Consider the following 21,268-nt stretch of genomic DNA (forward strand, 5'->3'; position numbering starts at 1 on the left):
CGCAAAAAGTAGCATGGGCCACGGACACTGGCCAGCGTTGGACCGCATCCGGGCGACGGCCCGCCCAGCGATGCTGCCAGACTACGAGAGGAGGCGAGAGTATGACGACGCATTTTTCCGGTGAGGCGCTGCAGTTCCTGCGCGAGTTGGAAGGACACAACGACCGGGGCTGGTTCGAGGACCACAAGCCGGTGTACCTGAGCGAGGTCCGGGAGCCGATGCTCGACCTGGTCGACCGGGTCAACGAGTCCCTCGCGGGATTCGCCCCCGGCACGTGCGGCCGCCGCAGAAGGCGATCATGCGCATCTACCGCGACGTGCGGTTCTCGAAGGACAAGTCCCCGTACAAGACGAACGTCGCCGCATCCTGGCCGCTGGGGGGTTCGGAGAAGACCGGTGCGAGTTACTTCCTCAGCGTGTCCGGCCATGAGGTCCTGATCGCGGGCGGATGCTATGCACCCTCCCCCGAGCAGGCTCACCGCGATTCGCGACCACATCGTCGCGCACCACGGGGAGCTTCGCGCCCTGCTCGCCGATCCCCGCGTCACGGGCCTGTTCGACCCCGTGGACGGCAATCCGCTCGTGCGTCCGCCGCGCGGATACCCCGTCGACCACCCCGCCGTCGACCTGTTGCGCCGCCGCCAGTGGGCGACCTTCGCGACCCTGCCGGCATCGGTCGCCGAGACGGATGCCTTCCTCACCCTCGTGATCGAACGCTTCGAGGCGCTGACGCCCCTGGTCGATTTCCTGAACGTGCCGCTGGCCACGCTGCGCCTCGAGCAGCGCCACTGACGGGGGGATGCGCCGCCCCGGCCGGTCGCCCGGCGGATGCCGCTACGAACCGTCGTAGGCACCCTCGAGCACCCGGATCTCGACCTACGTCATCGCCAGCATGGCCTGCAGAACCCGACCGGCCCTGGCCGCATCGGGTCTACCGTGCCGAGTCGTCGACCGCTGGCGCGAGCACCTGCCAGCCGTGCGGCGCGATCGTGGCACGCGACCCCCGCGGCGTCGGCGTGCCCCCGGGCAGGAGCGGGGCCAGCCCCGAGCGGCCCAGGTCGACGCCGCACGGCTCGTCGCCGAGGTTGAGCGCGACGACAAGCGCATCATCTCCGGACCGCGCCTCGTAGACGAGGTGGTCGGCCCCGCTGTCGAGGAGGCGGGTTCTGGCCTCGTGCAGCCACGGATGCCGCCTGCGCAGCCCGATCAGGCCCTGGTGCAGCCGGTAGACCGCGCGCTCGGGGTCGGTCAGCGCCGGAGGGCCGTCCGCCGGGAACTCCGGCCGGATCGCGTCGTCGCCGCCGAACTCCTCGGTCTTGAGCCCGGTGTACCCGTACTCGTCGCCCGCATAGATCGACGGGGTGCCGCCGGTCGTGAAGAGCACGGCGAGCGCGTGCGCGAGGTGCCGGGGGTCCTCGAGGCGGCTGTTGATTCGGGTGACGTCGTGGTTGCCGACGAAGGTCGCCGGGGTGAAGCTGTCGAGGAAGCCGTTGTGCCGGTCGAGCGACCAGGCCAGCTCGTGCGGGTTGTGGTCGTTGAGGCTGCTCCAGATCGCCTTCCAGAGCCTCGTATTGCGTGACGGAGTCGAGGGTGGCCGCCGAGACGATCGCGGGGTAGTCGCCGTGGATGACCTCGCCGAGGAACCACGCCTGCGGGTGTCGTTCGCGCACCCGGGGCAGGATTCCGGCCCAGAATTCGGCGGGGACCGCGTACGCGGCGTCGAGCCGCCAGCCGTCCGCGCCGCGGTCGAGCCAGTGTTCGAGCACGCCGGTCACATAGTCGGCGACCTCCGGGTTGCCGTGGTCGAGACTGATGAGTCCGGAATGCCCTTCGAAGGTCCCGAAGCCGGCCTCGCCTCCCTGGGCGCTGTCCGGGGTGTCGGTCTGGAACCAGGCGGCCGCGTCACTGCCGGGGCCCTGCTCGAGCGCCTCACGGTAGCGCGGGAAGTCGGGCCCGACGTGGTTGAACACCCCGTCGAGGAGCACCCGCAGCCCGCGCGCGTGCGCTTCGGCGACGAGGGTGTCGAAGTCGGCGTCCTCGCCGAGGCGCGGGTCGATGCGGTAGTAGTCGCTCGTGTCATAGCCGTGGGTCGTGGATGCGAAGATCGGGCCGAGGGCCACGCCCGAGGCGCCGAGCTCGATCGCGTGGTCGAGCCAGGCCACGATCCGCAGCAGGCGGTGCTCGCCGGCCGTCGGGACGGGTTCGCCCGCGGCGATCGGGTAGCTGCCGACGAAACCGAGCGGGTAGAGCTGCCACCAGATCGCGTGGCGTACCCAGTCGGGTTCGACGCGCCCGGCGGCATCCGTGGTGCTGATCATCATGTCTCTCAGCTTGGCACTCCCCCGGGCGGCGTGGCACCGGTGGCCTAGGGTGGTGGGCATGTCCGACGAGACCGAGATCCTGCGCCTGACGGCCTTCGCCTCCGAACCGCACGGCGGGAACCCGGCCGGCGTCGTGCTCGACGCGAGTGCACTTCCCGACGCCGAGATGCAGCGCATCGCGGCGTCGCTCGGGTATGCGGAGACCGCGTTCCTGACCCGCCCGCCGACCCGGCAGGAGCCCGGCCGGGCGGGGATCCGCTACTTCTCCCCCACGGCGGAAGTGCCGTTCTGCGGTCACGCGACGATCGCGACCGCCGTCGCGCTCGCCGGCCGCGGTGACGCGGAATCCTTCGTGTTCGAGACGAACATCGGTGAGGTGCGGATCGACACCCGGCGCACCGCTGACGGGATCGTGGCCTCGTTCACGAGTGTCGAGCGGCGGGTGGAGCCGGTCGGGGCATCCGTGCTCGAGCACCTGCTGCGGCTGCTCGCCGTCGACGCCGCCGACCTGCATCCGGACTACCCGCCCCGGCTCGCCTTCGCGGGCAACGTGCACCCGGTGCTCGTCTTCGCGGAGACGGCGACCTTCGACGGCTTCCGATTCGACCCGGCCGCGGTGCGTTCCCTGATGGATGCCGAGGGCTGGGCGGGCACCGTGACGACCCTCCGCGTGCTGGGGCCGCTCGAATTCGAGGCCCGCAACCTGTTCCCGGTCGGGACGATGACCGAGGACCCGGCTACGGGATCCGCGGCGGCCTCCGTTGGCGGCTACCTCCGGACGCTCGGCCTCGTCGACGCCCCGGCGCGGGTGCTGATCCGGCAGGGCCGTCACGTCGGGCGCCCGAGCCTGCTCACCGTCGACATCCCCGCGACGGGCGGCATCGTGGTGTCCGGCACCGCCTCGGTCATCTCCTGAACTCGCTCTCCTCGACCGCCTGCCGAACCTCCGGCCGGTCCGTCCGGGTACCGTGGAAAGACCGCACCTCATCCCGGGAGAAGAACCATGAAGCCAGCTCTCAACAAGGACACGCAGTTGTGCATCTCACTCGCGGCCCGCCCGAGCAACATCGGCACCCGTTTCCACAACTACCTCTACGACGAGCTCGGGCTCGACTTCATCTACAAGGCGTTCACGACGACCGACATCACGGCGGCGATCGGCGGCGTGCGGGCGCTCGGCATCCGCGGCTGCTCCGTGTCGATGCCGTTCAAAGAGGACGTCATCGCGCTCGTCGATGAAATGGATGCCTCAGCGACCGCAATCCGGTCGGTGAACACCATCGTCAACGACAACGGGGTCCTGAAGGCGTCGAACACCGACTACCTGGCCATTGCCGCCCTCATCGCCGGGCACGGCATCGATCCGGGCACACCGCTCCTGCTCCGCGGCAGCGGCGGAATGGCAAAGGCCGTCGGTGCGGCGTTCCGGGACGCCGGCTTCTCCAGCGGAACCATCATCGCCCGCAACGAGGCCAGCGGTCGCCGGCTCGCGGACGAGCTCGGCTACCGGTGGCTGCCGGACCCGGGAACCGAGACCGCGCCGCTCATCGTCAACGTGACTCCGATCGGTATGAGCGGTGGCGCAGATTCTGAGAGTCTCTCCTACCCGCTCGGCACGGTGGACGCGGCCACGACCGTCTTCGACGTGGTCGCCCTTCCGGCCGAGACGCCCCTGATCCTGGCGGCCCGCGCGGCCGGGAAGCGGGTCGTCACCGGCGCAGAGGTCATCGCGCTGCAGGCCGCGCACCAGTTCGAGCTGTACACCGGGGTGCGGCCGACCCCGGATCAGGTCCTGGCGGCGTCCGTCTTCTCGCGTCAGTAGATCAGTAGATCAGTAGATCAGTAGATCAGTAGAGGAACGCGGCGTCGAAGGAATCAAGGTCGACCCTGACGCCGTTCAGGGTGCGCTCGAACTCCTGCTGCACGCCGATCCGCAGGTTGCCCGAGTCATTCCAGCCTCCGTACGGCACCGGTTCGGGGGCGAGGACGTCGGCCGTCCAGCTCGGATAGTCGAGCGGGCCGGCCGCGGTGTCCCAGAGGGCGACGTCGGAGAACTCCGTCGTGTCTCCCATCAGGAGCGGCCACATCGCGGCTCCGCTGTAGATGACCGGGCGCACCCCGAGGTCCTGCACCCCGGTGATCATGTCGCGGGTGAGCGGCGGGCTCCCGGTCTCGATGTCGAGGGCGAAGAACTGGAGCACGGTGCTGTACGGACCGGTTGCCGCGATGCCGGCCTGCCAGCAGGCGGGGTCACGGGTGTACGCGGCGACCTTCAGCCCGGCGTCGAGCGCCATCTGCAGTTGCGGCTGGGTGTGGGCCGCTGGGGTGCAGGTACCCCAATTCGTCGTGGCCAGGATGTAGAGGCGGAATCCCTCGGCGTACGCGGCGGCGAACCAGGTCGGGTCGGTGATGACCTGGTCGGAGTCGATGGCCTTCACCGAGGGAATGTCGCTGGCCTCGGCCGCGCCGTCGGGTGTGGCGGTCTCGGCTGACGCGGGCGCGACCGTCGCGACTCCGGCGAGAACAAGTGCCGCGGCCAGGATGCCGACGCCGGCTTTCACGCGAACGCGTCGCCCCGATGGCCTGTTCGAAACCCGAGTACGCCTGCCCATTCGTCACTCCATGTTCGGCTTGTGGGAGGTCTGAGCTGCTTCTGTCGGTGGCGATTCTGCCGCGCCCCGGCGGACCACGGAAGGCTGTCCCGGCGACCTCACAGCCTCGCGCGACGCAACGCTGCCTCAGGAGGCCATCCCGGTGAAGTCGAGGTCGGCGGTCGTCACCGTGCCCGCGGTCCGTCCGGGAGCCGTGTGGTATTCCCAGTACAGGTTGGTGTGGGCGATCACCAGGTCCGGCGACGGCGCGCCATACTCCCGGAGGTCCTCGGTGGTGTGGGCGTCGCTGACGAGGAGGGCGTCGTACCCGCGGACGATCGCGCCGTGGAGCGTCGACCGGATGCACTCATCCGTTTGCGCACCGGCGATGACGAGCCGGCCGATGCCGCGTTCAGCGAGCACGGACTCGAGGTCGGTGTCTTCGAAGGCGTCGGCGTATGCCTTGTTCACGAGCGGCTCCGCCTCGAGGCGCACGAGTTCGGGCACGAGCCTGCCAGAGTTCGCTGCCCTGCGGCAGGTCGTCGTTGTGGTGCTGCACCCAGACGAGGTCGGCGCCGGCGGCGCGCGCCTTGTCGACGACGGTGCTGACGTTCCCGACGATCGCGTCCCGCTCGTAGGCGTCCTTGACGAAACCGGTCTGGACGTCGATGACGAGCAGGGCGGTGTTCGGCCGGTTGTCGAGGGTGGTCACGGTTCCTCCTCAGAAGCTGTCTGACGGTGTGGACCGCCACGCTACCCCACGCCACTGCCCGCTGCGAGTGCCTGTCGCTCCTTGATACAGTGACGACCATGGACATGCGACTGGAGCTTGTGCCCTTGCCCGTTGCGGACGTCGAACGGAGCAAGGCCTTCTACGTGGATGTCGTCGGCTTCCACCTGGACCACGATGTGCAGCCCGGCAACGGAATGCGGATCGTGCAGCTCACCCCGCCGGGCTCGGCGTGCTCCGTGGTCATCGGGACCGGCATGGGGAACGGCCCCGAGCACGGTACGGTCAAGAACCTGCACCTGGTCGTCTCCGACATCGGCGCGGCGCGGGACGAACTCGCGAACCGTGGCCTGCAGATCACCGAGATCCACGACATGGGTGGCGTCAAGTACGCGTACTTCAGCGATCCCGACGGGAACTCCTGGGCGCTGCAGGAAATCGGCCAGTACGCGAAGCCTGCCTGACGCGCACCGAACCCGGTTCGTGCCGGCTCGTGGAGCTTCCCGGGCTGATCACGTGACTCCGTCGAATCAGTCCGGGGAGCAGGTCAGGCGAGCTGGTCAGGCGAGCAGCTTCTCGAAGCAGAAGGAGTGCGGGATCGCCTCGATGTACGGCTCGTAGATCGGGATCGGCGTGTAGCCGATCTTTTCGTAGAGGGCGACGGCATCCGGTTGTTTGCTGCCGGTCTGCAGGATGAGGCGCGGCACACCGGCGGCGCGGGCGATGCGCTCGAGCTCGTTCATCAGCGCACGGCCGACGCCGCGCCCGCGCTGGTCGTCGGCGACGATCACGCGCTTGACCTCCCAGTCGCCATCGTGGATGCGCAGGGCCGCGTGGGCGATGGGGGTGTCGTCGCCGTCGATCACGAGCACGGTCGCCAGGATGTCGGCCGGGTCGATCCTGAGCGCCTCGGTCACGGCATCGTCGAGTTCAGGGTTGCTCGGGCCGGCGTAGCGCGCGGTCATCTCCACGTCCATCCGCGCGCGCAGCACGGCGGCTCGCGGGTCGGCCCACTCCACCCGCTCGAAACGGAACGGGCGTTCGGTGCTGCCACTCATGGTGAATTCCTCAGTCGTCTCGCTCGGGTGTCTGCGGCGCACACGTCGCAGACGCACAGCCTACCGAGCCGGGGGCGGATGCTGTCGCGCCCGCTCCCCCGGAACCGGCTCAGCTGCGGGGGTGGTTGCGCGGATCGCGGAGGCGACGCACTCCGACCAACGCGAGCGCCACGCCGAGGGCAAGAAGGTCGCCGTTCAGGCCAGAGCGCGCGGGCGCGCGACCGGTGGTACAGACTGGTGTGGTGGCCCACCGGCAGCGCGCATCCGACCTCGAGCAGACTCCAGCACGGGGACGCGCATGGCCCACGTGAACCTTCGTATGCTGAATCTCGTCGCGGGCATCCTGCACCTCGCCCAGGCTGTCGCGGTTGTCTGGACGGTGAACCTCTCCGGGCGTCTTCTCCTTCCTGTCACCGTCGAGTACCCGACCGGATCGCCGGCTTCGGGACTGCCGCCGGAACGCATTTCGGTCGCTGCCGTCGATGTCGGCATCGGTGCCGTCATTGTGCTCCTGCTGCCGTTTGTCACTCACCTGCTCATCGCGTCGCCGATCCTCGGCGCCCGCTACCGGAGCGCGATCGAGGGACAGCGCAACCCGATCCGGTGGGTCGAGTACGCGTTCAGTTCTCGTCGATCATGCTGTTCCTGATCGCACAGCTGAACGGCATCACGGATGTCGGCACGCTCGTGCTGACCTACACGGCCCAGTCGGCCGTGGTCCTCCTGCTCTGGCTGCAGGAACGGCTCGGCACCCCCGCCCGGACCCTCCGCCCCTTCGTCGTCGCAAGCGTGATCGGGATCGTTCCGTGGGGGGTCATCGCTCTGCACGTCCTCGCTCCGGGAGCGACAAGCGGCTACGACCAGCCCGGCGGGATCCGGCTGCTCACCATCACCCTTCTTCTGCTGTTCTTCGGTTTCGGGGTCAACCAGTGGCTCGGGTTCCGCGGCGTTCCCGCGGGACGCACCTACCCCACCGAGGAGCGTGCGTATCTGGTGCTCGGCCTCGTGACACGAGCAGCCTTCGCCTGGCAGGTCGTGGCGGTCACCCTCCAGGCCGCGGGCCCGCCACAGTAGGCGGCCGCACCGATGGCCGCGTCAGGCGTCCCGTGCCGTTGAGGCGTCGAGATGCTCGGGCGCCGGCGTGCGGCCGGACCGACGGCCCTGCGCGTGGTCCATCATCGCAACGATGACGGTGTGGGGAACGGTCAAGGCCGAGATGAGCACGAGATAGATGCCGAGGAGGCCCATCGGGCCGCCGGATGTCCTCGCTGTGAGCGCGAAGAAGAGGCCCGCCAGGATCAACAGGGCGATGCCCGTGACCGGGGCCGCCTGCCCGCTGAACCGGAGCAGCACGATCCCCCACCGGCCCTCGTCGAGGGGACGGGACAGCGCAGGATCCAACAGCGACAGTCGCACGATGTGACGGAGAGAGTGCCAGAGGGCGAAGTAGAGTCCGACGGCGAGCACGGGCGGCACTGTTGAGAAGAAGTAGGCCAGAAGGGCCACTTCTGCCACGTCGCCGAGCCAGGCCCTCCGGCCGCCCGCGGTGCCACGTCGCTCCCACGCATCGAGCAGGGCGACGGTGATGGCGAGAACGAGCATGCCGACACCGAGTGCGAGCCGGATCCCCGGGGCAAGGGTCCCTGACGGTGAGTCGCCTCCAAAGGCGCGCGTGGTGGCCCCGAGGACGACGGCGTATGTGGCGGGGAACGCGATCAACGGAACGACCATCGGGAGGGCGCCACGCAGCAGCGGGAATCCAATCGCCCTCGGCCACCCGAGGCGTTCCCCGGTGCGTCGGGCCGAGGCGAAAGCGTCGCCCTGGCCCCAGTGGAACCATGTGAGAGCGATGAAGAAGACGAACGCAACGGTCGGGCTGACGACCCACAGGGCCGCGACGGCGACGCCGAGTACGAGGTAGAGGCCGACGACCGGGGCCACGGTTGCAACGGTCGGGCGTCGGCCGGCGAGCCGGGCCGGCACCAGATGGTCCAGGGCTCCGTGGGGCAGGCCGAAAACCACGAGGCCCAGGGCGAACGGCACATACTGAAGCGCCTCGGGGATGGGCAGCCCGGCCGCGCAGGCCACTGACAGAGCGAGCACGAGGATGTCAACGGGGACGAACAGCTGTCTCCTGGCCCGCCGCCAGACGAGGAGATCCGCGGCTTCGGCGAGATCCGCGGCGTCAGCGGGCTCAGTTGTGTCGGTCATGCCGCCCCCTGTCTGTGACCATTCGCAGCACGACCAGGAAGGCGGACCCGAGGAACCAGCGCTTCGGGAGGGCCAGGATCAGCCGGGCGATGTCGATCGGCCCGCTCCGGTCGGACAGGAATCGCACCAGGCTCTCCGCGGGCACCCGCGCGAACATTCGAGCGAACACCAATGGGGCCCTCTCCGGGTGGTCCTTGAGGAATCGCAGAAATACCCTGTCGAGGATCGAGGTTCGAGAGGTGTGAATCCGACCGTCGTCCGGGGAATCGCCGAGAAGTCGCAGGGCTGTCTCCTCGCTCGAGCGCTGGATGCGCAGGAAGGTGTAGCCGGTACTCGGGCGCGTTGCACCGCCGAGGGTTCCGATCACCGATACCCGGGGCATCGGTCGCTGGGTGAAGACGTGATCGGTCATCGGGATGTACCCGCGCTCGTCACCGAGGATCTCGTAGTCGCCGGGCTCGAGGCCGAAGCGGCTCTCGACGTAAGACTCGAGTAGCCTCAGCCCGGTGCTCGGCCTCCGTCACGGGCACGTCGGCAAGATAGACATTCTCGACAAGGGCTTCATTCGGCGAAACGGGAAGGACATAGGCGAAACGCAGTCCCCGGGTTTGGTCGACATCGAAGTCCATCAGCATGCACTCGTCGGCGTGGAAGACGGGTCGCGAGCTCACCAGATGCCAGCCCACGAACTTCTGCGGCACCCAGGTGGAACGTCGTGCGATGTCGTCGCGCTCCCCTCGGGTCGGCCGAAGCCCGCGGCTGTCGACGAGTTGCGCGCCGCGCACCCGGAACCGGGTCGTGGCGACCTCGAGACCGTCCGCGACCTCTCTGTAGCCCACCACGTCCTCGCCCGTCAGGAACCGGACATGGGGGTACTCCGCCAGACGACCAAGCAGGTAACGGTAGAAATCGTTTGCGGCGAGCGAGACGTAGGGAGTGCTCAGAGTCGACGAGCGGACCTGGTCCGTAGCCGTCGACACCCGCCAGGTGGTCCAGCGCGCCCGAGCCAGGTGCGTGAACCGGGTCGGCTCGACATCCCAGAAACTCCAGGTGCGGTCGTCGTGGTACTCGGTGCGCGAATCGACCAACAGGATCGGGCCGGTGGCCCCGTGCTCCAGAAGCGCCAGACAGAGGGAGAGCCCCGAGCATCCCGCACCGAGGATGACCACATCGTAGACGCCGACATCGGGGACGTCGATGACAAGCGAGTCCGGGACCTGGACGGCAATACCACGGCCCAGCGGACTCGGCTCCTGAGCACCGGGCAGCGTGGTGCCCTCCTCACTCCACGGCAGAGCGCCACCGCTGTCGCGCGTTTCGTGGCGACCGAACGGAAAGATGCTGGGAGTCACAGTGTCCTTCGTGGGACGTCAGGCGGAGGCGGATGCGGATGCGGATGCGGATGAGCCGGAGTGATCCTGTTACAAGTAATTTAGATTCTAAGTAGATGAACGTGTAAGTAGATGAACATCTAAGCAAAATTGGGAAGAAACGGCCGGTCTGGTTTCCGTGCGCGACCGGGCAGGAGAGGATGTACGCATGGCAGCCTCAGGTACCCCGTCAGCCCACGTAGCCCCTCTCACCGGATGGGTGCGAGCCCCGTTCACCGGAGCGGGCAGGACCTACGACTGTTACGAGAAGGGTTCAGGGCCCGGGGTGGTACTGATCCCGGAGATCCCCGGGATCACACCCGAGGTTCTCGGCCTTGCCGAGCACCTCGTCGCGGCGGGCTTCACCGTGGTCGTGCCCTCGCCGTTCGGCGATCCGGGGCGGGCCGCTTCGGGCGGGTACATCTTGGGGACGGTGCTTCGGCTGTGTGTCTCGTCGGAGTTCCGGGCGTTCGCCACGAATGCACATCGCCCCATCACGGACTATCTGAGGGCAGTCGCATCCGACCTCGCCTCCCGCACCCCCGGGAAAGGCGTGGGTATGATCGGCCAGTGCTTCACGGGCGGCTTCGCCCTGGCCGCCGCGATTGACGATTCGGTCGCGGCCTCTGTGCTGAGCCAACCCGCCGTGCCGTTTCCGCTGGGCCGCGCCCGCCGACTCGACCCGGGAGTCTCCCCGGAAGACTTCGACCGCATCGCGGCCCGCGCGAGTGCAGGCGAGGTGTGCGCGCTGGGGTTGCGCTTCAGCGAAGACGGCTCCGTGCCACGAGCCCGGTTCGACACCATCAAGGCGCGCCTGGGCGAGGCCTTCGAGATCATCCAACTGGACTCGTCGCCGGGCAATCCCGATGGGTACCCGAAGTCGGCACACTCTGTGCTGACCAATGAGGTGCGCGCGAATCCGGCGAACTCCGCATCGGCCGCCCGCGACCGGGTTGTGGCGTTCCTGGAAGGAGCGGATCGGCTGAGCGAGGTCACGTTCCTGGCCCGGTTGCCCGGCCCCGTTTGCAACCCGAGCGGATTGCTCAGCGAAACGCGCGATGCCAGGGAATCGCGCGAGCAGCAATGGCTCCGCCCTCGGGCCCCCGCCTACAGGCTCTCGGCGAGGCCCGCCGCGAGCGGGGTCGTCGGCCGGCCGATCAGGCGGGCCAGGTCGCCGCTCGTCTCGCCGAGCAGCCCGTCGCGGATGTTGGCGTCGAGACCCACGACGAAGCCGACCGTGCCCGCGTCGAGGCCGAACGACGCGAGCAGGCTCCGCGTGTGCTGCGGGTGTCAGGTTGCGGAAGACCACCGATGAGCCGATGAGGGTTCCGATCGTGGCGGCGAGTTCGGCGAAGTCCCAGGCGTGGTCGCCCGAGAGTTCGAGGGTCTGGCCCGCGAGCGAGTCGTCGAGGATGGCCGCGGCCGCGGCATCCGCGTAATCGGCCCGGCTCGCACTCGCGACCCGGCCGGCGCCGACGCTCGCGACGATCTCACCCGCCTGACGCGCCTTCTCGATCTCCCCGGCGTAGTTCTCGGTGTACCAGCCGTTGCGGAGGATGGTGAAGGGCACCTCGGAGGCGATCAGGAACTCCTCGGTGGCCTTGTGCTCCGGCGCCAGTATGAGCGCGGAGGTCGTGGCCTTCGGTGCGCTCGTGTAGACGATGCGGCCGACGCCGGCTGCCTGCGCTGCCGCGATGACAGCAGTGTGCTGTGGCACGCGCTGGCCGACCTCGCTGCCGGAGACGAGCATCAGCACGTCGCCCGGTTCGACGACGGACGTCACGGTCTCGGGCTTGCTGTAGTCGAGCACCGCGGTGCGCACGCCGAGCGCGGCGAGAGCGGAAAGCTTGTCGACGTTGCGGGCCGTCGCGACGATGCTGTCCGGGGCCGCGCCGCGGGCGAGGAGGGCCTCGACGATGAGGCGGCCGAGATGACCAGAGGTGGCGGTGACGATGAATGACATGTGTTGTCCTTTCGGTGGCGTGTCAGAGTCAACCACGGCACGGCCGAGTACCTTCCCGCGCACGGGTACCCACCTTTAGGTAAGCTACCCACATGAAGGTTAGTTTTGACGTCTCGCGGGTGCGTCCCGGCGCCGTCTCCGGTGTCTACCCGGCCAAGTGCGCGACGCGCACCGTGCTCGACCACGTCACGAGCAAGTGGGGCGTGCTGATCCTGCTCGCCCTGCAGCAGGACTCGCTCCGCTGGGGCGAGTTGCGACGCTCCATCGAGGGCATCAGCGAGAAGATGCTCGCGTCGACGCTACGCACCCTCGAGTCAGACGGCTTCGTGAACCGCGAGGCGCAGGCGACGATCCCGCCCCGCGTCGACTACGAACTGACGCCGATGGGCCACCAGCTCGCCGACCGCCTGGTCCCCCTGATGGACTGGATCGCCGACAACGCCGACGAGATCACCGGCACGCCCGCTCTGCCCGTCGCGCAAGCGGGTGAATCGTCGTTCTGAGCCCGTCAGAACGACGATCTCACACCGCTTGCGCGGGCGCTCGTGGTCAGGTGGCGGTACTGACGGTCGACGGCTCGGGTGCGGGAACGCACCTGCTTCATCTGCTCTTCATCCGCGCGGCACTGGCGCTCCCGATCGAAGTCGTCCTTGCAGCCCGTCCCGTAGGCGAGGGCGATCGCCCGCAACGCCCGGCCGGACCGTTCCTCAGCGATGAGCGCGGCCAGGCGTTCCGATTCGGCCGTGAGGGATGTCCGCTCTGCGACGAGACGTTCGAGTCGGGGGTCCATATGCGCGCCTTTGCTCACGGGGATGTCGGCAGCCTCTCGTGCTGGCAACCTCAGATGATTATAGAGAGTGGATTCTCGATGCAGGCCACGAACTGCGCCATCCATTCCGCGGCCACCGCACCGTCGACCACCCGGTGGTCAGCCGACAGGGTCACCGTCATGACGGTGCCGACCGACAGCTGTCCACCGTCGACGACCGGCCGTTGTTTCGCGGCGCCGACGGCGAGGATGCCGGACTGCGGCGGGTTCAGGATGGCCGAGAACTGGTCGACCCCGAACATGCCGAGATTCGAGATGGCGAAGCTGCCGCCCTCGAGTTCCTGTTGCCGCAGCTTCCCCTGGCGCGCCCGAGCGGCGAGGTCGGCGACCCGCTCACTGATGTTCGTCAGCGTGAGGCCCTCGACGCCACGCAGGACCGGGGTGAGCAGCCCCGTCTCGGTGGACACCGCCACCGAGAGATCGACGTGCTCGAATCGCCGCGTGGCGGTCTCGGTCCAGATCACGTTCGCCGCGGGCACCCGGACGAGCGCCACCGCGACGGCCTTGACCACGAAGTCGTTGACCGAGATCTTCCGCGGCGACGTCGCGTTGATCTCGCTGCGGAGGGCGAGCAGGCGCTCGACACGGCAGTCCGCCGTGATGTAGAAGTGCGGCACCGTCGACTTGCTCTCGGTCAGGCGGCGCGCGATCGCCCGTCGCATCCCGGTGTGGGGAACGTCGGTGAATCCGGAGGCGTCGACCACGGATGTGCCGGTGGAACCGACCGTGGGTACCGCCGGAATGGACATCGCAGGGGCCGCCACCGGCGTAACGGGCTCCGGCGATGACGCGACTGCAGCCGCGGGCGCGGGCTTGAGGGTGTCGAGGTCCCGGCGCACGATCCGCCCGTTCGGGCCACTGCCGACGACGCGGGACAGGTCGAGTGCGCGTTCCCTGGCGATGCGGCGCACGAGCGGACTGGCGAATTGACGCCGGCCGTTGGCCGCGGCGAGCGGTGCCTGCCCGTCCGGGGCTGATTCGACGGGGACTGCCGCGGCCGGCGTCGCCGCCGCCGGGGTTGCCGTCTCCGGGGTTGCCGAATCCGGGGTCGGAGACCCTGCCTGCTGCGGAGTGTCACCGGCGAGGAAGGCATCGATGTCCGACTCCGCTTCGCCGACGGCGGCGATCACGCCGATCGGCACACCCACTTCGACGGGCACGCCCTCCGGGACGATGACGCGCGCGAGCACCCCTTCCGTTTCGGCGCGGTACTCGACGACCGCCTTTTCGGTCTCGATCTCGGCGAGCGGCTGGCCGATCGCCACGGTGTCACCCACCTTGACCAGCCAGGTCTGGATGGCGGCTTCTGCGGCGTTGGCGAGCACTTCCGGCATGCGCACGAGCGTGGCCATCAGCGGGTTCCCAGACCGAGCTTGATGATCTCGAGGCCCGCGACGACGTCCTCGGTGCGCGCGATGGCCGCGCGCTCGAGAACGCGGGAGATGCTTGGGCTCGCCTCGCCACCGGTCACTCGTTCGACCGGCTGGTCGAGGTAGTCGAAGAACCGGCGCTGGATCTCGTCGGACAGCCAGGCGCCGTAGGACGTGCCGCGGGCCCCCTGCTCGACGATGAGAACGCTGTTGGTCTTGCGGATGCTCGTGCCGATGGTGTCCCAGTCGATCGAGGCCCGGTCGAGCCAGCGCAGGTCGATGACGTCCGCGCTCATGCCGGTCTGCTCGACGGCCTCGAGAGAGTGCTTGACCATGGACAGGTAGCTGATCACGGTGACGTCGGTGCCTTCGCGGCGCAGGGCCGCCTTCCCCAGCGGGATGAAGTAGTCGAGGTCGCCCGCGGGCACCTCGCCGCTTTCGGCATAGAGGTCGACGTGCTCGATCACGAGCACCGGGTCCTGCAGGGCCAGCGCGGTATTCATCAGGCCGATGTAGTCGGCCGCCGATGACGGGGCCACGATGCGCCAGCCGGGGCTCGTCGCGAAGATGCCCGCGGGGTCCATCAGGTGCTGCGAGCCGTAGCCGCTTCCCATCGCGACCTTCGTGCGCAGCACGAGGGGCACCGGGTTCTCGCCGCCGAACATGTGCCGCGCCTTGCCGATCTGGTTGAAGACCTGGTCGGCGGCCACCCACATGAAGTCCGGGTACATGAACTCGACGACCGGGCGGTAGCGCCCGTCGAGCGCCATCCCGCCACCGAGGCCGGCGAAGGCGTTCTCGCTGATCGGCGTGCCGAGCACCCGGCCCGGAAACTTCTTCGCGAGCCCCTTGGTCGCGCCGTTGGTGCCGCCGTTGAGGCGGTGCACGTCTTCGCCGAGCACGACGATTCGGGCGTCCTCCGCCATGCGGCGGTCCATCACGGCGGCGACGGCGTCGACGAATTTCTTCGTTTCGAGCTCGCCCCGATAGTCGGTCGGCTCGAGTGTGCGCAAGCCGTTCAGTTCGCTCGCGTCGCCTCGCACGCCGACATTGACGAAGTCCACGTCGGGCCAGAGTTCCGGCCGGATCCGGCGCTTGCCTGCCGACTCCGGGTCGCCCTCGAGAAGTTCGGCCACGGCAGCCCGCATCGCGGACTGGGCCTGCTCGCGCACCGCGGCGATGCCGGCCGTGTCGATCTGGCCGAGCGCGATCATCTCGCGGGCGACCCGGTCCAGAGGGTCGCGGGCGCGCCAGGCGGCCTCTTCGTCCTTGGTGCGGTAGCCGAAGGCGCTGCCCGGGTACGGTCCGTTCTGGTGGAAGAAGCGGTAGACCTCGACCTCGACGACGGCGGGTCCCTGGCCGGAGCGCATCACCTGTTCGGCCTCCTTCGTTGCCAGGTGCACGGCGAGCGGGTCCATGCCGTCGACCCGCCAGCTCGGAATGCCGAACCCGAGCGCCCGGGCCGAGAGCCGCGGTTCGCCGGTCGACTCGGCCACCGTGGTCGACACGGCGTAGAGGTTGTTCTCGATGAAGAAGGCGAGTGGGAGCTTCCACGCCGACGCGAGGTTCATGGTTTCGAGTACCGAGCCGATGTTGGTCGCGCCGTCCCCGAAGTAGCTCACCGTGACATCCGTCGTGCCCGCGTGCTTCTGGGCCCAGGCGTTGCCGGCGGCGAGAGGCACTCCGCCGCCGACGATCGCGTTGGTGCCGAGCGCGCCGGCCTCGAACCACTGCAGGTGCATCGAGCCGCCGCGGCCCCGGCAGTAGCCCTGGGCGAGCCCGAGGATCTCGGCGAGGGTGCGCTGCAGCACGGTCTGGATGTCCGCGGTCACGAGCGCCGCGGGGTCGAGGGCGCCACCGGAGACGTGGTTGATCGCCTTGGCGAGGAACTGGTGATGCCCGCGGTGCGAGCCGTTGATCGCATCCGTCGACCCGAGGCCGACGATCGAGCCGACCGCCCCGCCCTCCTGGCCGATGCTGGAGTGCGCGGGCCCGTGCACGAGGCCCTCGCCGGCGAGTTCGAGCACCGTTTCTTCAGAAGGCACGGATGAGGTGCAGCTGGCCGAGCATGGTGGCCAGGAGTGCCGGGTCCGCACTCGCCCAGTCCAGCGCCGTGGTGCTGAGCTCGACCCACGGGGCCAGGGGATCCAAACGTCGTCGTTCAGGCATGTGCCGGTCTCCATTGGTCGTGTCGATCACGGGGATCGACTACATGTGAGCAACACTGTATCGTCGATTGAATCCAATGCCAAGGATTAGCTGCAACAACTCCGATCAGGACAGGCGCAATTCAGGTCTTTGGATACAATGAGAGAAATCGGCGTCGAACGAAGGAGTTCTCGATGGTCAACGGCATCCCGGGCCTGCGCGGCACGGAACACATCGGTTTCACGGTCCCCGACCTCGACGAGGCCGAACGGTTCCTGGTCGACGTGATCGGCTGCGAGCTCGTCTATTCGCTCGGCCCGTTCGCGCACGCCGAAGGCGACTGGATGCTCGAGCACCTCGGCGTGCACCCGCGCACGGTGATGCGCGAGCTCCGCTTCTTCCGGTGCGGTCACGGGCCGAATTTCGAGGTCTTCCAGTACGAACCAGCGGATGAAGCGGCTCCCGAACCGAGGAACAGTGACATCGGCGGGCATCACCTGGCCTTCTATGTCGACGACTTCGACGCCGCCCTCGAGCACCTGCGGGTTCACGGCGTGGAGATCATGGGCGAACCGACGTCGAGTTCCAGCTGGAGCACCGGCCAGCGCTGGGTCTACTTCCGCAGCCCCTGGGGCATGCAGTTCGAGCTCGTGAGCTACCCGGACGGCAAGGCCTACGAGAAGGACGCTGCCACTAAACTGTGGCATCCGGCCCACCCGGCCGAATGACCGCCACCACCGACCGGACGGACCCCATGGCCAGCGCCCCCAGCCGCGACGGCAGCGCCGGCAGCCGGATCGCCACGCGCTTGCGGGACGAGATCCTGTCCGGCGCGTATGCCCCCGGCACCCGGATCCGCCAGGAAGATGTCGCCGAACAGTTCGGCGCGAGCCGGCTCCCCGTTCGCGAGGCGCTGCGCATCCTGGAATCCGACGGCCTCGTCACCCTCGTCGCGAACACCGGTGCGTGGGTCTCGCACCTGAGCCTCGCGGAGTGCGAGGAGATGTACCAGATCCGCGAGCGCATCGAACCGCTGCTGCTGCGCTACAGCCTGCCCCAGCTGTCGCCGGAGACGCTCGGCCGCCTGCAGGAGCTCGCCGACGAGATGCAGGCCGGCACGGACGTCGAGACCTTCCTGCGCCTGGACCGCGAGTTCCACCTGCTCTCATACTCCGGTGCCGTCACGTCGATCCTCGGCGAGACGGTACATCGGTTGTGGAACTCGACCCAGCACTACCGCCGCGCATTCACCACGCTGATCGGCCCGGACGCTGGCCGCGCCGTGCACTACGAGCATCAGTTGCTCATCGGTGCGCTGCGGCGCGGCGACAGCGAGGAAGCCGAACGGATGCTGGGCGGGCACATCCGCCGCACCCGGCTCGAACTGTCCAAGCATCCGGCACTCTTCGCTCAGTAGGCGGCCGCCAGGGACGGGGCGTCACGAGCCGGCGCGCACGAGCACCTTGACCTGGTCGCCGGTCGGTGACAGCAGCGTGTCGAAGCCCTGGGCCACGACATCCTCCAGCGCGATCTGGGCCGTCACGACCTTCTCCACCGGGTACCGGCCCCTGTCGATCAGGTCGATGATGCGCGGCCAGTCGGTGACCGGGAAGCACCAGGTGCCCGAGATCGTGATGTCGTGCTCGGAGATGACCATGGGGTCGATCGCCGCCGCCTTCGTGTGCAGCCCGGTCTGGGAGATCCTCCCAGCAGAACGCACCGAGGCGATCGCCGCCTGCAGCGCCCGCTCGTTCCCCGAGCATTCGATCACCGCGTCGACACCGATGCCGTCTGTGCGGTCGCGGAGCCAGCCCGGTACGTCGACGGCGGTCGGGTCGAGCACCACCCCGACGTCGAAGCTGCGCACGAGCGCCGCGCGCACCGGATTGACCTCCGAAACGAAGACGTTCGCCCCGAGCGAGGCCGCATAGAGCGACGCGAGCGCCCCGATCGGCCCCGCCCCGGTGATGAGCACGTTGTCGCCGGGGCGCACCCGGGCGGTGTCCACACCGTAGGTTGCGACGGCGCCGGGTTCGACGACGGCGCCCTGCAGGTCGGAGACGCCGTCGGGGAGCGCCGTGACGTTCACGGCAGGCACGATGGCGAGGTCGGCGATACCGCCCCACTGGTAGCTGAGCCCGACCGCGGCCATCGTGCGGCAGAGGTGGTTCAGTCCCCTGCGGCAGAAGTAGCAGTGCCCGCAGGACAGCAGCGGCATCACCGACACCCGCTCGCCCGACCGCACCGCGGTCACACCCTCGCCGACCTCGACCACTTCGGCCGAGAACTCGTGGCCGAGAATCTGCGAGCCGCACGCCCCGGTGAGCGGATGCGGCTCCCGCGGAATCACGATCGGGCCCTGGGCGTATTCGTGCAGGTCGGTGCCGCAGATACCGCACCACAGCGGCCTGACCAGCACCTCGCCGGCGCGGGGTGCCCCCGGAGCCGTGACCTCCTCGACGCGGATGTCGCCGGCTCCGTGGAAAACGGCGGCCCTCACGGCCGGGGGTCCAACAACTCAGCGCGGACGAACTCGAGTTCGCGGGTCACGTAATCGGTGATGTCGCCGGTCTTGAGGTGCGCCGGGAGCACGTCCCAGGTGTACGTCTCGATTTCCAGGTGGTCGGAGAGCGGTGTCTCGCGATGCATCTGCAGCGCCTGCTGCACCGCGAACCGCGTCGTGACGAACGGGCCGAGTTCCTCGAGGAAGACCGGAACGTGGAAGTGGGTGCGGATCTCGGTGGGGACGGGGTTCGCCTCGTACGCGTCGAGCGCGTCGCCGAGGGTGAGGAACTTCGTGACCACACCGTCCTGGCGCATCGTCGTCTGGCTCAGGTAGATCGTGTCGGTGAAGACGCGCAGCTGGGGAATGAGGCCCGGGGTGAGGTCCCGAACCCAGAGCGCCGCGGCCTCCTGGAGCTTGAAGATCGGGATCCCGGCGTCGACCAGGCTGCGCAGCGATGCGGGAATGTCCTCGAAGCCGACCGACTGGTGACCGATGTCGAAGACGATGCCGAGGTAGCGGCGCATCGCGCCCTCGGCCTCGGACAGCGGCAGCCCGGCGAGCCGAGCGAGCTCGGAGATTCCCTGAGGCGAGTAGACACGGTCGGTGAAGAACGCGACGGTCTCCGCCGTGGTCTCCAGGAAGCAGGCGGGTTCCGGCTCGAGGGCAAGCTTGACCCGGCGCCCCGTGCGCGCCTCGAGGTCGACGAGATGGGCGACGACCCGGAACAGGTTGGCGGTGAACCGGGCGACGTAGTCCTCGTCCGAGACGTTGGGGGCGAACGCGAGCGGAGCCGTCTGGATGCTGGGGCTCACGTCCGCCGGAGCGATCTCCGCGAGGATGTCGGCGACCGAGGTCGTGTACGCGACCCGGTCGTCGGTCGACCAGTCGGGTTCGTAGACCCGCTCCATGACCAGATCGCCCTTGAACGGCCCGTACGGGAACGCGTTGACGGTATAGACGTACAGGTCGTTGGCGTCGAGGAACGCCCTGAGCTCGGCCCGTTCCGCCGGACTCGCGGCGAGGGTCTTCGCCGAGTCGGCCGAGATGCGCAACGAGACGCCGAAGCGCTGATCGGGCGAGACGCGAGCCTTCACGGCGGGGACGAAGGTGTGCAGGCTCTCCTTCATCTCCGCCCAGGTGTCGCCGGCGTGCACGAGGGTGGAATATGACAGGTGGCCGAGGCCGCGTCCGAGATCCATGGAGGTCTGGTCCTTTTCCGCCGGTCATCCGGCTCACATCGTCGTGATATGAAGGAAAGGTGCCGTCGTCGAAGACGAGAGTGAACACCTGTTAAGTATTCCTTAACACACAGGCTACGACGGCTCCCTCGCCGCTGTCAACCGCACTCCTGACGAGTGCTACCGGCCCGGATCGGCTACGCGTGCGCGCCGTGCACGAACCAGATTCCCTGGACGTCGACGCTTCCGGTGTTCTTCAGGCTGTGTGGGATCGAGGAATCGAAGCCGAGCGACTCACCCTCGTGCAGCGTGAATGCCTCGTCACCGATCGTCACTTCGAGCTCACCCGAGATGACGTATCCGTATTCGTATCCGGCGTGGGAAACGGTGTCGCCCTCGTCCGTCGATGTGGCTCCCGGCGCGTAGACGATCTTCATGAAGTTGACGTCGCGCTCCGGCGTGGCGGCCAGGCGTTCCCAGTTGACTCCTGCGGCCATGTTGAGTCGAGACCGATGGGAGGGATGCACCACGGAGACCCGGTTCGCGTACTCGGACGGATGCCACGCCTCCGAGGGATTCGTCACGTCGCCCCGACTCAGGACCTCTCCGTGATGGACGGCCGGAACCGGAGAGCCGAGGGCCGGTTTACTCTCGAACAGGTCGTCGACGGATACGTTCAGCAATTGGGCGAAGGCATACAGGGTCGCGACGGACGGCTGGGACTTGCCGTTCTCGATCTGGGAGACGAAGGAGGGCGAAACATCGACCTGTCTCGCCAGCTCGCGCAACGTCAGGCCGGCCTTGAGCCTGATGTCTTTCAGCCGAGACCCTAAGTTGTCCATCATGTTCCTCTGTCATACATCAGCACGACGACGACGAGGCCCTGCCTCGCATCATCATTGAAGCCCGGCTATACACCCCACACTCCGGAAAAAAGGTGAGTACGGTCAAATATACACAGAATGAGCCCCGAACACCCCGTCATTAGGGCCAA

At 68.4% G+C, this 21,268-nt stretch carries 23 protein-coding genes and 5 pseudogenes; 12 read left to right on the top strand and 16 right to left on the bottom strand.

What is annotated here, in order from left to right; translation table 11 throughout:
* Window positions 1-101: 101 nt before the first annotated feature.
* The 3 genes and pseudogenes from KIV56_RS20390 to KIV56_RS10355 all read left to right on the top strand — a co-directional run.
* A pseudogene (locus tag KIV56_RS20390) lies at window positions 102-260 on the top strand (DUF2461 family protein); the annotation flags it as partial.
* A 38-nt stretch (window positions 261-298) separates the two neighbouring features.
* A pseudogene (locus tag KIV56_RS20395) lies at window positions 299-394 on the top strand (DUF2461 family protein); the annotation flags it as partial.
* A gap of 58 nt (window positions 395-452) precedes the next feature.
* Entirely contained in the window at window positions 453-791 is a 339-nt protein-coding gene (locus KIV56_RS10355) for a DUF2461 family protein (protein ID WP_281533386.1), read from the top strand.
* A gap of 139 nt (window positions 792-930) precedes the next feature.
* Here KIV56_RS10355 and KIV56_RS10360 read toward each other — a convergent pair whose 3' ends face one another.
* Together KIV56_RS10360 and KIV56_RS10365 are read right to left on the bottom strand one after the other, a co-directional pair.
* On the bottom strand, window positions 931-1,551 hold the full coding sequence (locus tag KIV56_RS10360; RefSeq protein ID WP_348648563.1) for an alpha-amylase family glycosyl hydrolase: 621 nt from the start codon (window positions 1,549-1,551) through the stop codon (window positions 931-933).
* A 211-nt stretch (window positions 1,552-1,762) separates the two neighbouring features.
* A pseudogene (locus KIV56_RS10365) lies at window positions 1,763-2,497 on the bottom strand (alpha-amylase family glycosyl hydrolase); the annotation flags it as partial.
* Between KIV56_RS10365 and KIV56_RS10370 the strand changes: the two are divergent.
* A complete protein-coding gene (locus KIV56_RS10370; RefSeq protein ID WP_281533387.1) occupies window positions 2,379-3,236 on the top strand; it encodes a PhzF family phenazine biosynthesis protein in 858 nt (285 codons plus the stop codon). The pseudogene KIV56_RS10365 and the gene KIV56_RS10370 overlap by 119 nt on opposite strands.
* An 87-nt stretch (window positions 3,237-3,323) precedes the next feature.
* Complete coding sequence (locus tag KIV56_RS10375; protein ID WP_281533388.1) at window positions 3,324-4,142, top strand: shikimate 5-dehydrogenase; 819 nt, start codon at window positions 3,324-3,326, stop codon at window positions 4,140-4,142.
* A gap of 25 nt (window positions 4,143-4,167) precedes the next feature.
* Here KIV56_RS10375 and KIV56_RS10380 read toward each other — a convergent pair whose 3' ends face one another.
* Window positions 4,168-4,881, bottom strand: a complete 714-nt coding sequence (locus KIV56_RS10380; RefSeq protein ID WP_281533389.1) for a hypothetical protein — start codon at window positions 4,879-4,881, stop codon at window positions 4,168-4,170.
* 177 nt (window positions 4,882-5,058) lie between these two features.
* Window positions 5,059-5,623, bottom strand: a pseudogene (locus KIV56_RS20400) (isochorismatase family protein).
* A gap of 98 nt (window positions 5,624-5,721) precedes the next feature.
* On the opposite strand from KIV56_RS20400, the gene KIV56_RS10390 reads away from it, so the two are divergent.
* A complete protein-coding gene (locus KIV56_RS10390; protein WP_281533390.1) occupies window positions 5,722-6,105 on the top strand; it encodes a VOC family protein in 384 nt (127 codons plus the stop codon).
* Between the two features lie 96 nt (window positions 6,106-6,201).
* Here KIV56_RS10390 and KIV56_RS10395 read toward each other — a convergent pair whose 3' ends face one another.
* Entirely contained in the window at window positions 6,202-6,699 is a 498-nt protein-coding gene (locus KIV56_RS10395) for a GNAT family N-acetyltransferase (RefSeq protein ID WP_281533391.1), read from the bottom strand.
* A 298-nt stretch (window positions 6,700-6,997) separates the two neighbouring features.
* On the opposite strand from KIV56_RS10395, the gene KIV56_RS10400 reads away from it, so the two are divergent.
* Window positions 6,998-7,348, top strand: a complete 351-nt coding sequence (locus KIV56_RS10400; protein ID WP_281533392.1) for a hypothetical protein — start codon at window positions 6,998-7,000, stop codon at window positions 7,346-7,348.
* The gene (locus tag KIV56_RS10405; RefSeq protein ID WP_281533393.1) at window positions 7,336-7,773 is read left to right on the top strand and encodes a hypothetical protein; all 438 of its coding nucleotides are present in this window, start codon (window positions 7,336-7,338) and stop codon (window positions 7,771-7,773) included. The genes KIV56_RS10400 and KIV56_RS10405 overlap by 13 nt, the downstream gene beginning before the upstream one ends.
* A gap of 21 nt (window positions 7,774-7,794) precedes the next feature.
* Here KIV56_RS10405 and KIV56_RS10410 read toward each other — a convergent pair whose 3' ends face one another.
* The 3 genes from KIV56_RS10410 to KIV56_RS10420 are packed head-to-tail and all read right to left on the bottom strand — an operon-like array spanning window position 7,795 to window position 10,262.
* Window positions 7,795-8,910: a Brp/Blh family beta-carotene 15,15'-dioxygenase gene (locus KIV56_RS10410; RefSeq protein WP_281533394.1), complete on the bottom strand. Its 1,116-nt coding sequence runs from the start codon at window positions 8,908-8,910 to the stop codon at window positions 7,795-7,797.
* Complete coding sequence (locus KIV56_RS10415; protein WP_281533395.1) at window positions 8,894-9,322, bottom strand: lycopene cyclase family protein; 429 nt, start codon at window positions 9,320-9,322, stop codon at window positions 8,894-8,896. Before KIV56_RS10415 ends, KIV56_RS10410 begins: the two co-directional genes overlap by 17 nt.
* Before the next feature lie 19 nt (window positions 9,323-9,341).
* Window positions 9,342-10,262 carry a lycopene cyclase family protein gene (locus KIV56_RS10420; protein ID WP_281533396.1) on the bottom strand — a complete coding sequence of 307 codons (921 nt, stop codon included), beginning with the start codon at window positions 10,260-10,262 and terminating at the stop codon, window positions 9,342-9,344.
* Between the two features lie 187 nt (window positions 10,263-10,449).
* On the opposite strand from KIV56_RS10420, the gene KIV56_RS19775 reads away from it, so the two are divergent.
* The gene (locus tag KIV56_RS19775; protein WP_348648564.1) at window positions 10,450-11,595 is read left to right on the top strand and encodes a dienelactone hydrolase family protein; all 1,146 of its coding nucleotides are present in this window, start codon (window positions 10,450-10,452) and stop codon (window positions 11,593-11,595) included.
* A gap of 45 nt (window positions 11,596-11,640) precedes the next feature.
* On the opposite strand, the pseudogene KIV56_RS10430 reads toward KIV56_RS19775, so the two are convergent.
* A pseudogene (locus KIV56_RS10430) lies at window positions 11,641-12,243 on the bottom strand (NAD(P)H-binding protein); the annotation flags it as partial.
* A gap of 92 nt (window positions 12,244-12,335) precedes the next feature.
* Here KIV56_RS10430 and KIV56_RS10435 point away from each other — a divergent pair.
* Window positions 12,336-12,746 (top strand): winged helix-turn-helix transcriptional regulator, encoded by a 411-nt coding sequence (locus tag KIV56_RS10435; protein ID WP_281533397.1) that lies wholly within the window; start codon window positions 12,336-12,338, stop codon window positions 12,744-12,746.
* Between the two features lie 5 nt (window positions 12,747-12,751).
* On the opposite strand, the gene KIV56_RS10440 is transcribed toward KIV56_RS10435, so the two are convergent.
* The 4 genes from KIV56_RS10440 to KIV56_RS10455 are packed head-to-tail and all read right to left on the bottom strand — an operon-like array spanning window position 12,752 to window position 16,611.
* On the bottom strand, window positions 12,752-13,033 hold the full coding sequence (locus KIV56_RS10440) for a hypothetical protein (RefSeq protein ID WP_281533398.1): 282 nt from the start codon (window positions 13,031-13,033) through the stop codon (window positions 12,752-12,754).
* Window positions 13,034-13,083: 50 nt separating this feature from the next.
* On the bottom strand, window positions 13,084-14,424 hold the full coding sequence (locus tag KIV56_RS10445; protein WP_281533399.1) for a pyruvate dehydrogenase complex dihydrolipoamide acetyltransferase: 1,341 nt from the start codon (window positions 14,422-14,424) through the stop codon (window positions 13,084-13,086).
* Window positions 14,424-16,487 (bottom strand): alpha-ketoacid dehydrogenase subunit alpha/beta, encoded by a 2,064-nt coding sequence (locus KIV56_RS10450; protein ID WP_281533400.1) that lies wholly within the window; start codon window positions 16,485-16,487, stop codon window positions 14,424-14,426. The genes KIV56_RS10445 and KIV56_RS10450 overlap by 1 nt, the downstream gene beginning before the upstream one ends.
* Window positions 16,477-16,611 (bottom strand): hypothetical protein, encoded by a 135-nt coding sequence (locus tag KIV56_RS10455; RefSeq protein WP_281533401.1) that lies wholly within the window; start codon window positions 16,609-16,611, stop codon window positions 16,477-16,479. The genes KIV56_RS10450 and KIV56_RS10455 overlap by 11 nt, the downstream gene beginning before the upstream one ends.
* Window positions 16,612-16,784: 173 nt before the next feature.
* On the opposite strand from KIV56_RS10455, the gene KIV56_RS10460 reads away from it, so the two are divergent.
* Complete coding sequence (locus tag KIV56_RS10460; RefSeq protein ID WP_281533402.1) at window positions 16,785-17,318, top strand: VOC family protein; 534 nt, start codon at window positions 16,785-16,787, stop codon at window positions 17,316-17,318.
* Window positions 17,315-18,007 carry a GntR family transcriptional regulator gene (locus KIV56_RS10465; RefSeq protein WP_281533403.1) on the top strand — a complete coding sequence of 231 codons (693 nt, stop codon included), beginning with the start codon at window positions 17,315-17,317 and terminating at the stop codon, window positions 18,005-18,007. Before KIV56_RS10460 ends, KIV56_RS10465 begins: the two co-directional genes overlap by 4 nt.
* A 21-nt stretch (window positions 18,008-18,028) precedes the next feature.
* Here KIV56_RS10465 and KIV56_RS10470 read toward each other — a convergent pair whose 3' ends face one another.
* The 3 genes from KIV56_RS10470 to KIV56_RS10480 all read right to left on the bottom strand — a co-directional run bounded on the left by KIV56_RS10470 (window position 18,029) and on the right by KIV56_RS10480 (window position 21,119).
* The gene (locus KIV56_RS10470) at window positions 18,029-19,090 is read right to left on the bottom strand and encodes a 2,3-butanediol dehydrogenase (protein WP_281533404.1); all 1,062 of its coding nucleotides are present in this window, start codon (window positions 19,088-19,090) and stop codon (window positions 18,029-18,031) included.
* Entirely contained in the window at window positions 19,087-20,295 is a 1,209-nt protein-coding gene (gene eboE / locus KIV56_RS10475) for a metabolite traffic protein EboE (RefSeq protein WP_281533405.1), read from the bottom strand. Before eboE ends, KIV56_RS10470 begins: the two co-directional genes overlap by 4 nt.
* Before the next feature lie 176 nt (window positions 20,296-20,471).
* On the bottom strand, window positions 20,472-21,119 hold the full coding sequence (locus tag KIV56_RS10480) for a helix-turn-helix domain-containing protein (protein WP_281533406.1): 648 nt from the start codon (window positions 21,117-21,119) through the stop codon (window positions 20,472-20,474).
* Window positions 21,120-21,268: the final 149 nt, after the last annotated feature.

The sequence above is a fragment of the Cryobacterium breve genome (assembly GCF_027594785.1).
Classification (GTDB): Bacteria; Actinomycetota; Actinomycetes; order Actinomycetales; family Microbacteriaceae; genus Cryobacterium; species Cryobacterium breve_A.

What these genes read in the sequence shown, in the direction of transcription:
- KIV56_RS10415 (WP_281533395.1), bottom strand. Translation starts at nt 9,322, where the DNA reads ATGACCGATCACGTCTTCACCCAGCGACCGATGCCCCGGGTATCGGTG.
- KIV56_RS10460 (WP_281533402.1), top strand. Translation starts at nt 16,785, where the DNA reads ATGGTCAACGGCATCCCGGGCCTGCGCGGCACGGAACACATCGGTTTC.
- KIV56_RS10355 (WP_281533386.1), top strand. Translation starts at nt 453, where the DNA reads ATGCACCCTCCCCCGAGCAGGCTCACCGCGATTCGCGACCACATCGTC.
- KIV56_RS10440 (WP_281533398.1), bottom strand. Translation starts at nt 13,033, where the DNA reads ATGGACCCCCGACTCGAACGTCTCGTCGCAGAGCGGACATCCCTCACG.
- KIV56_RS10465 (WP_281533403.1), top strand. Translation starts at nt 17,315, where the DNA reads ATGACCGCCACCACCGACCGGACGGACCCCATGGCCAGCGCCCCCAGC.
- KIV56_RS10390 (WP_281533390.1), top strand. Translation starts at nt 5,722, where the DNA reads ATGGACATGCGACTGGAGCTTGTGCCCTTGCCCGTTGCGGACGTCGAA.
- KIV56_RS10395 (WP_281533391.1), bottom strand. Translation starts at nt 6,699, where the DNA reads ATGAGTGGCAGCACCGAACGCCCGTTCCGTTTCGAGCGGGTGGAGTGG.
- KIV56_RS19775 (WP_348648564.1), top strand. Translation starts at nt 10,450, where the DNA reads ATGGCAGCCTCAGGTACCCCGTCAGCCCACGTAGCCCCTCTCACCGGA.
- KIV56_RS10455 (WP_281533401.1), bottom strand. Translation starts at nt 16,611, where the DNA reads ATGCCTGAACGACGACGTTTGGATCCCCTGGCCCCGTGGGTCGAGCTC.
- KIV56_RS10400 (WP_281533392.1), top strand. Translation starts at nt 6,998, where the DNA reads ATGGCCCACGTGAACCTTCGTATGCTGAATCTCGTCGCGGGCATCCTG.
- KIV56_RS10370 (WP_281533387.1), top strand. Translation starts at nt 2,379, where the DNA reads ATGTCCGACGAGACCGAGATCCTGCGCCTGACGGCCTTCGCCTCCGAA.
- KIV56_RS10375 (WP_281533388.1), top strand. Translation starts at nt 3,324, where the DNA reads ATGAAGCCAGCTCTCAACAAGGACACGCAGTTGTGCATCTCACTCGCG.
- KIV56_RS10405 (WP_281533393.1), top strand. Translation starts at nt 7,336, where the DNA reads ATGCTGTTCCTGATCGCACAGCTGAACGGCATCACGGATGTCGGCACG.
- KIV56_RS10435 (WP_281533397.1), top strand. Translation starts at nt 12,336, where the DNA reads ATGAAGGTTAGTTTTGACGTCTCGCGGGTGCGTCCCGGCGCCGTCTCC.
- KIV56_RS10445 (WP_281533399.1), bottom strand. Translation starts at nt 14,424, where the DNA reads ATGGCCACGCTCGTGCGCATGCCGGAAGTGCTCGCCAACGCCGCAGAA.
- KIV56_RS10480 (WP_281533406.1), bottom strand. Translation starts at nt 21,119, where the DNA reads ATGATGGACAACTTAGGGTCTCGGCTGAAAGACATCAGGCTCAAGGCC.
- KIV56_RS10410 (WP_281533394.1), bottom strand. Translation starts at nt 8,910, where the DNA reads ATGACCGACACAACTGAGCCCGCTGACGCCGCGGATCTCGCCGAAGCC.
- eboE (WP_281533405.1), bottom strand. Translation starts at nt 20,295, where the DNA reads ATGGATCTCGGACGCGGCCTCGGCCACCTGTCATATTCCACCCTCGTG.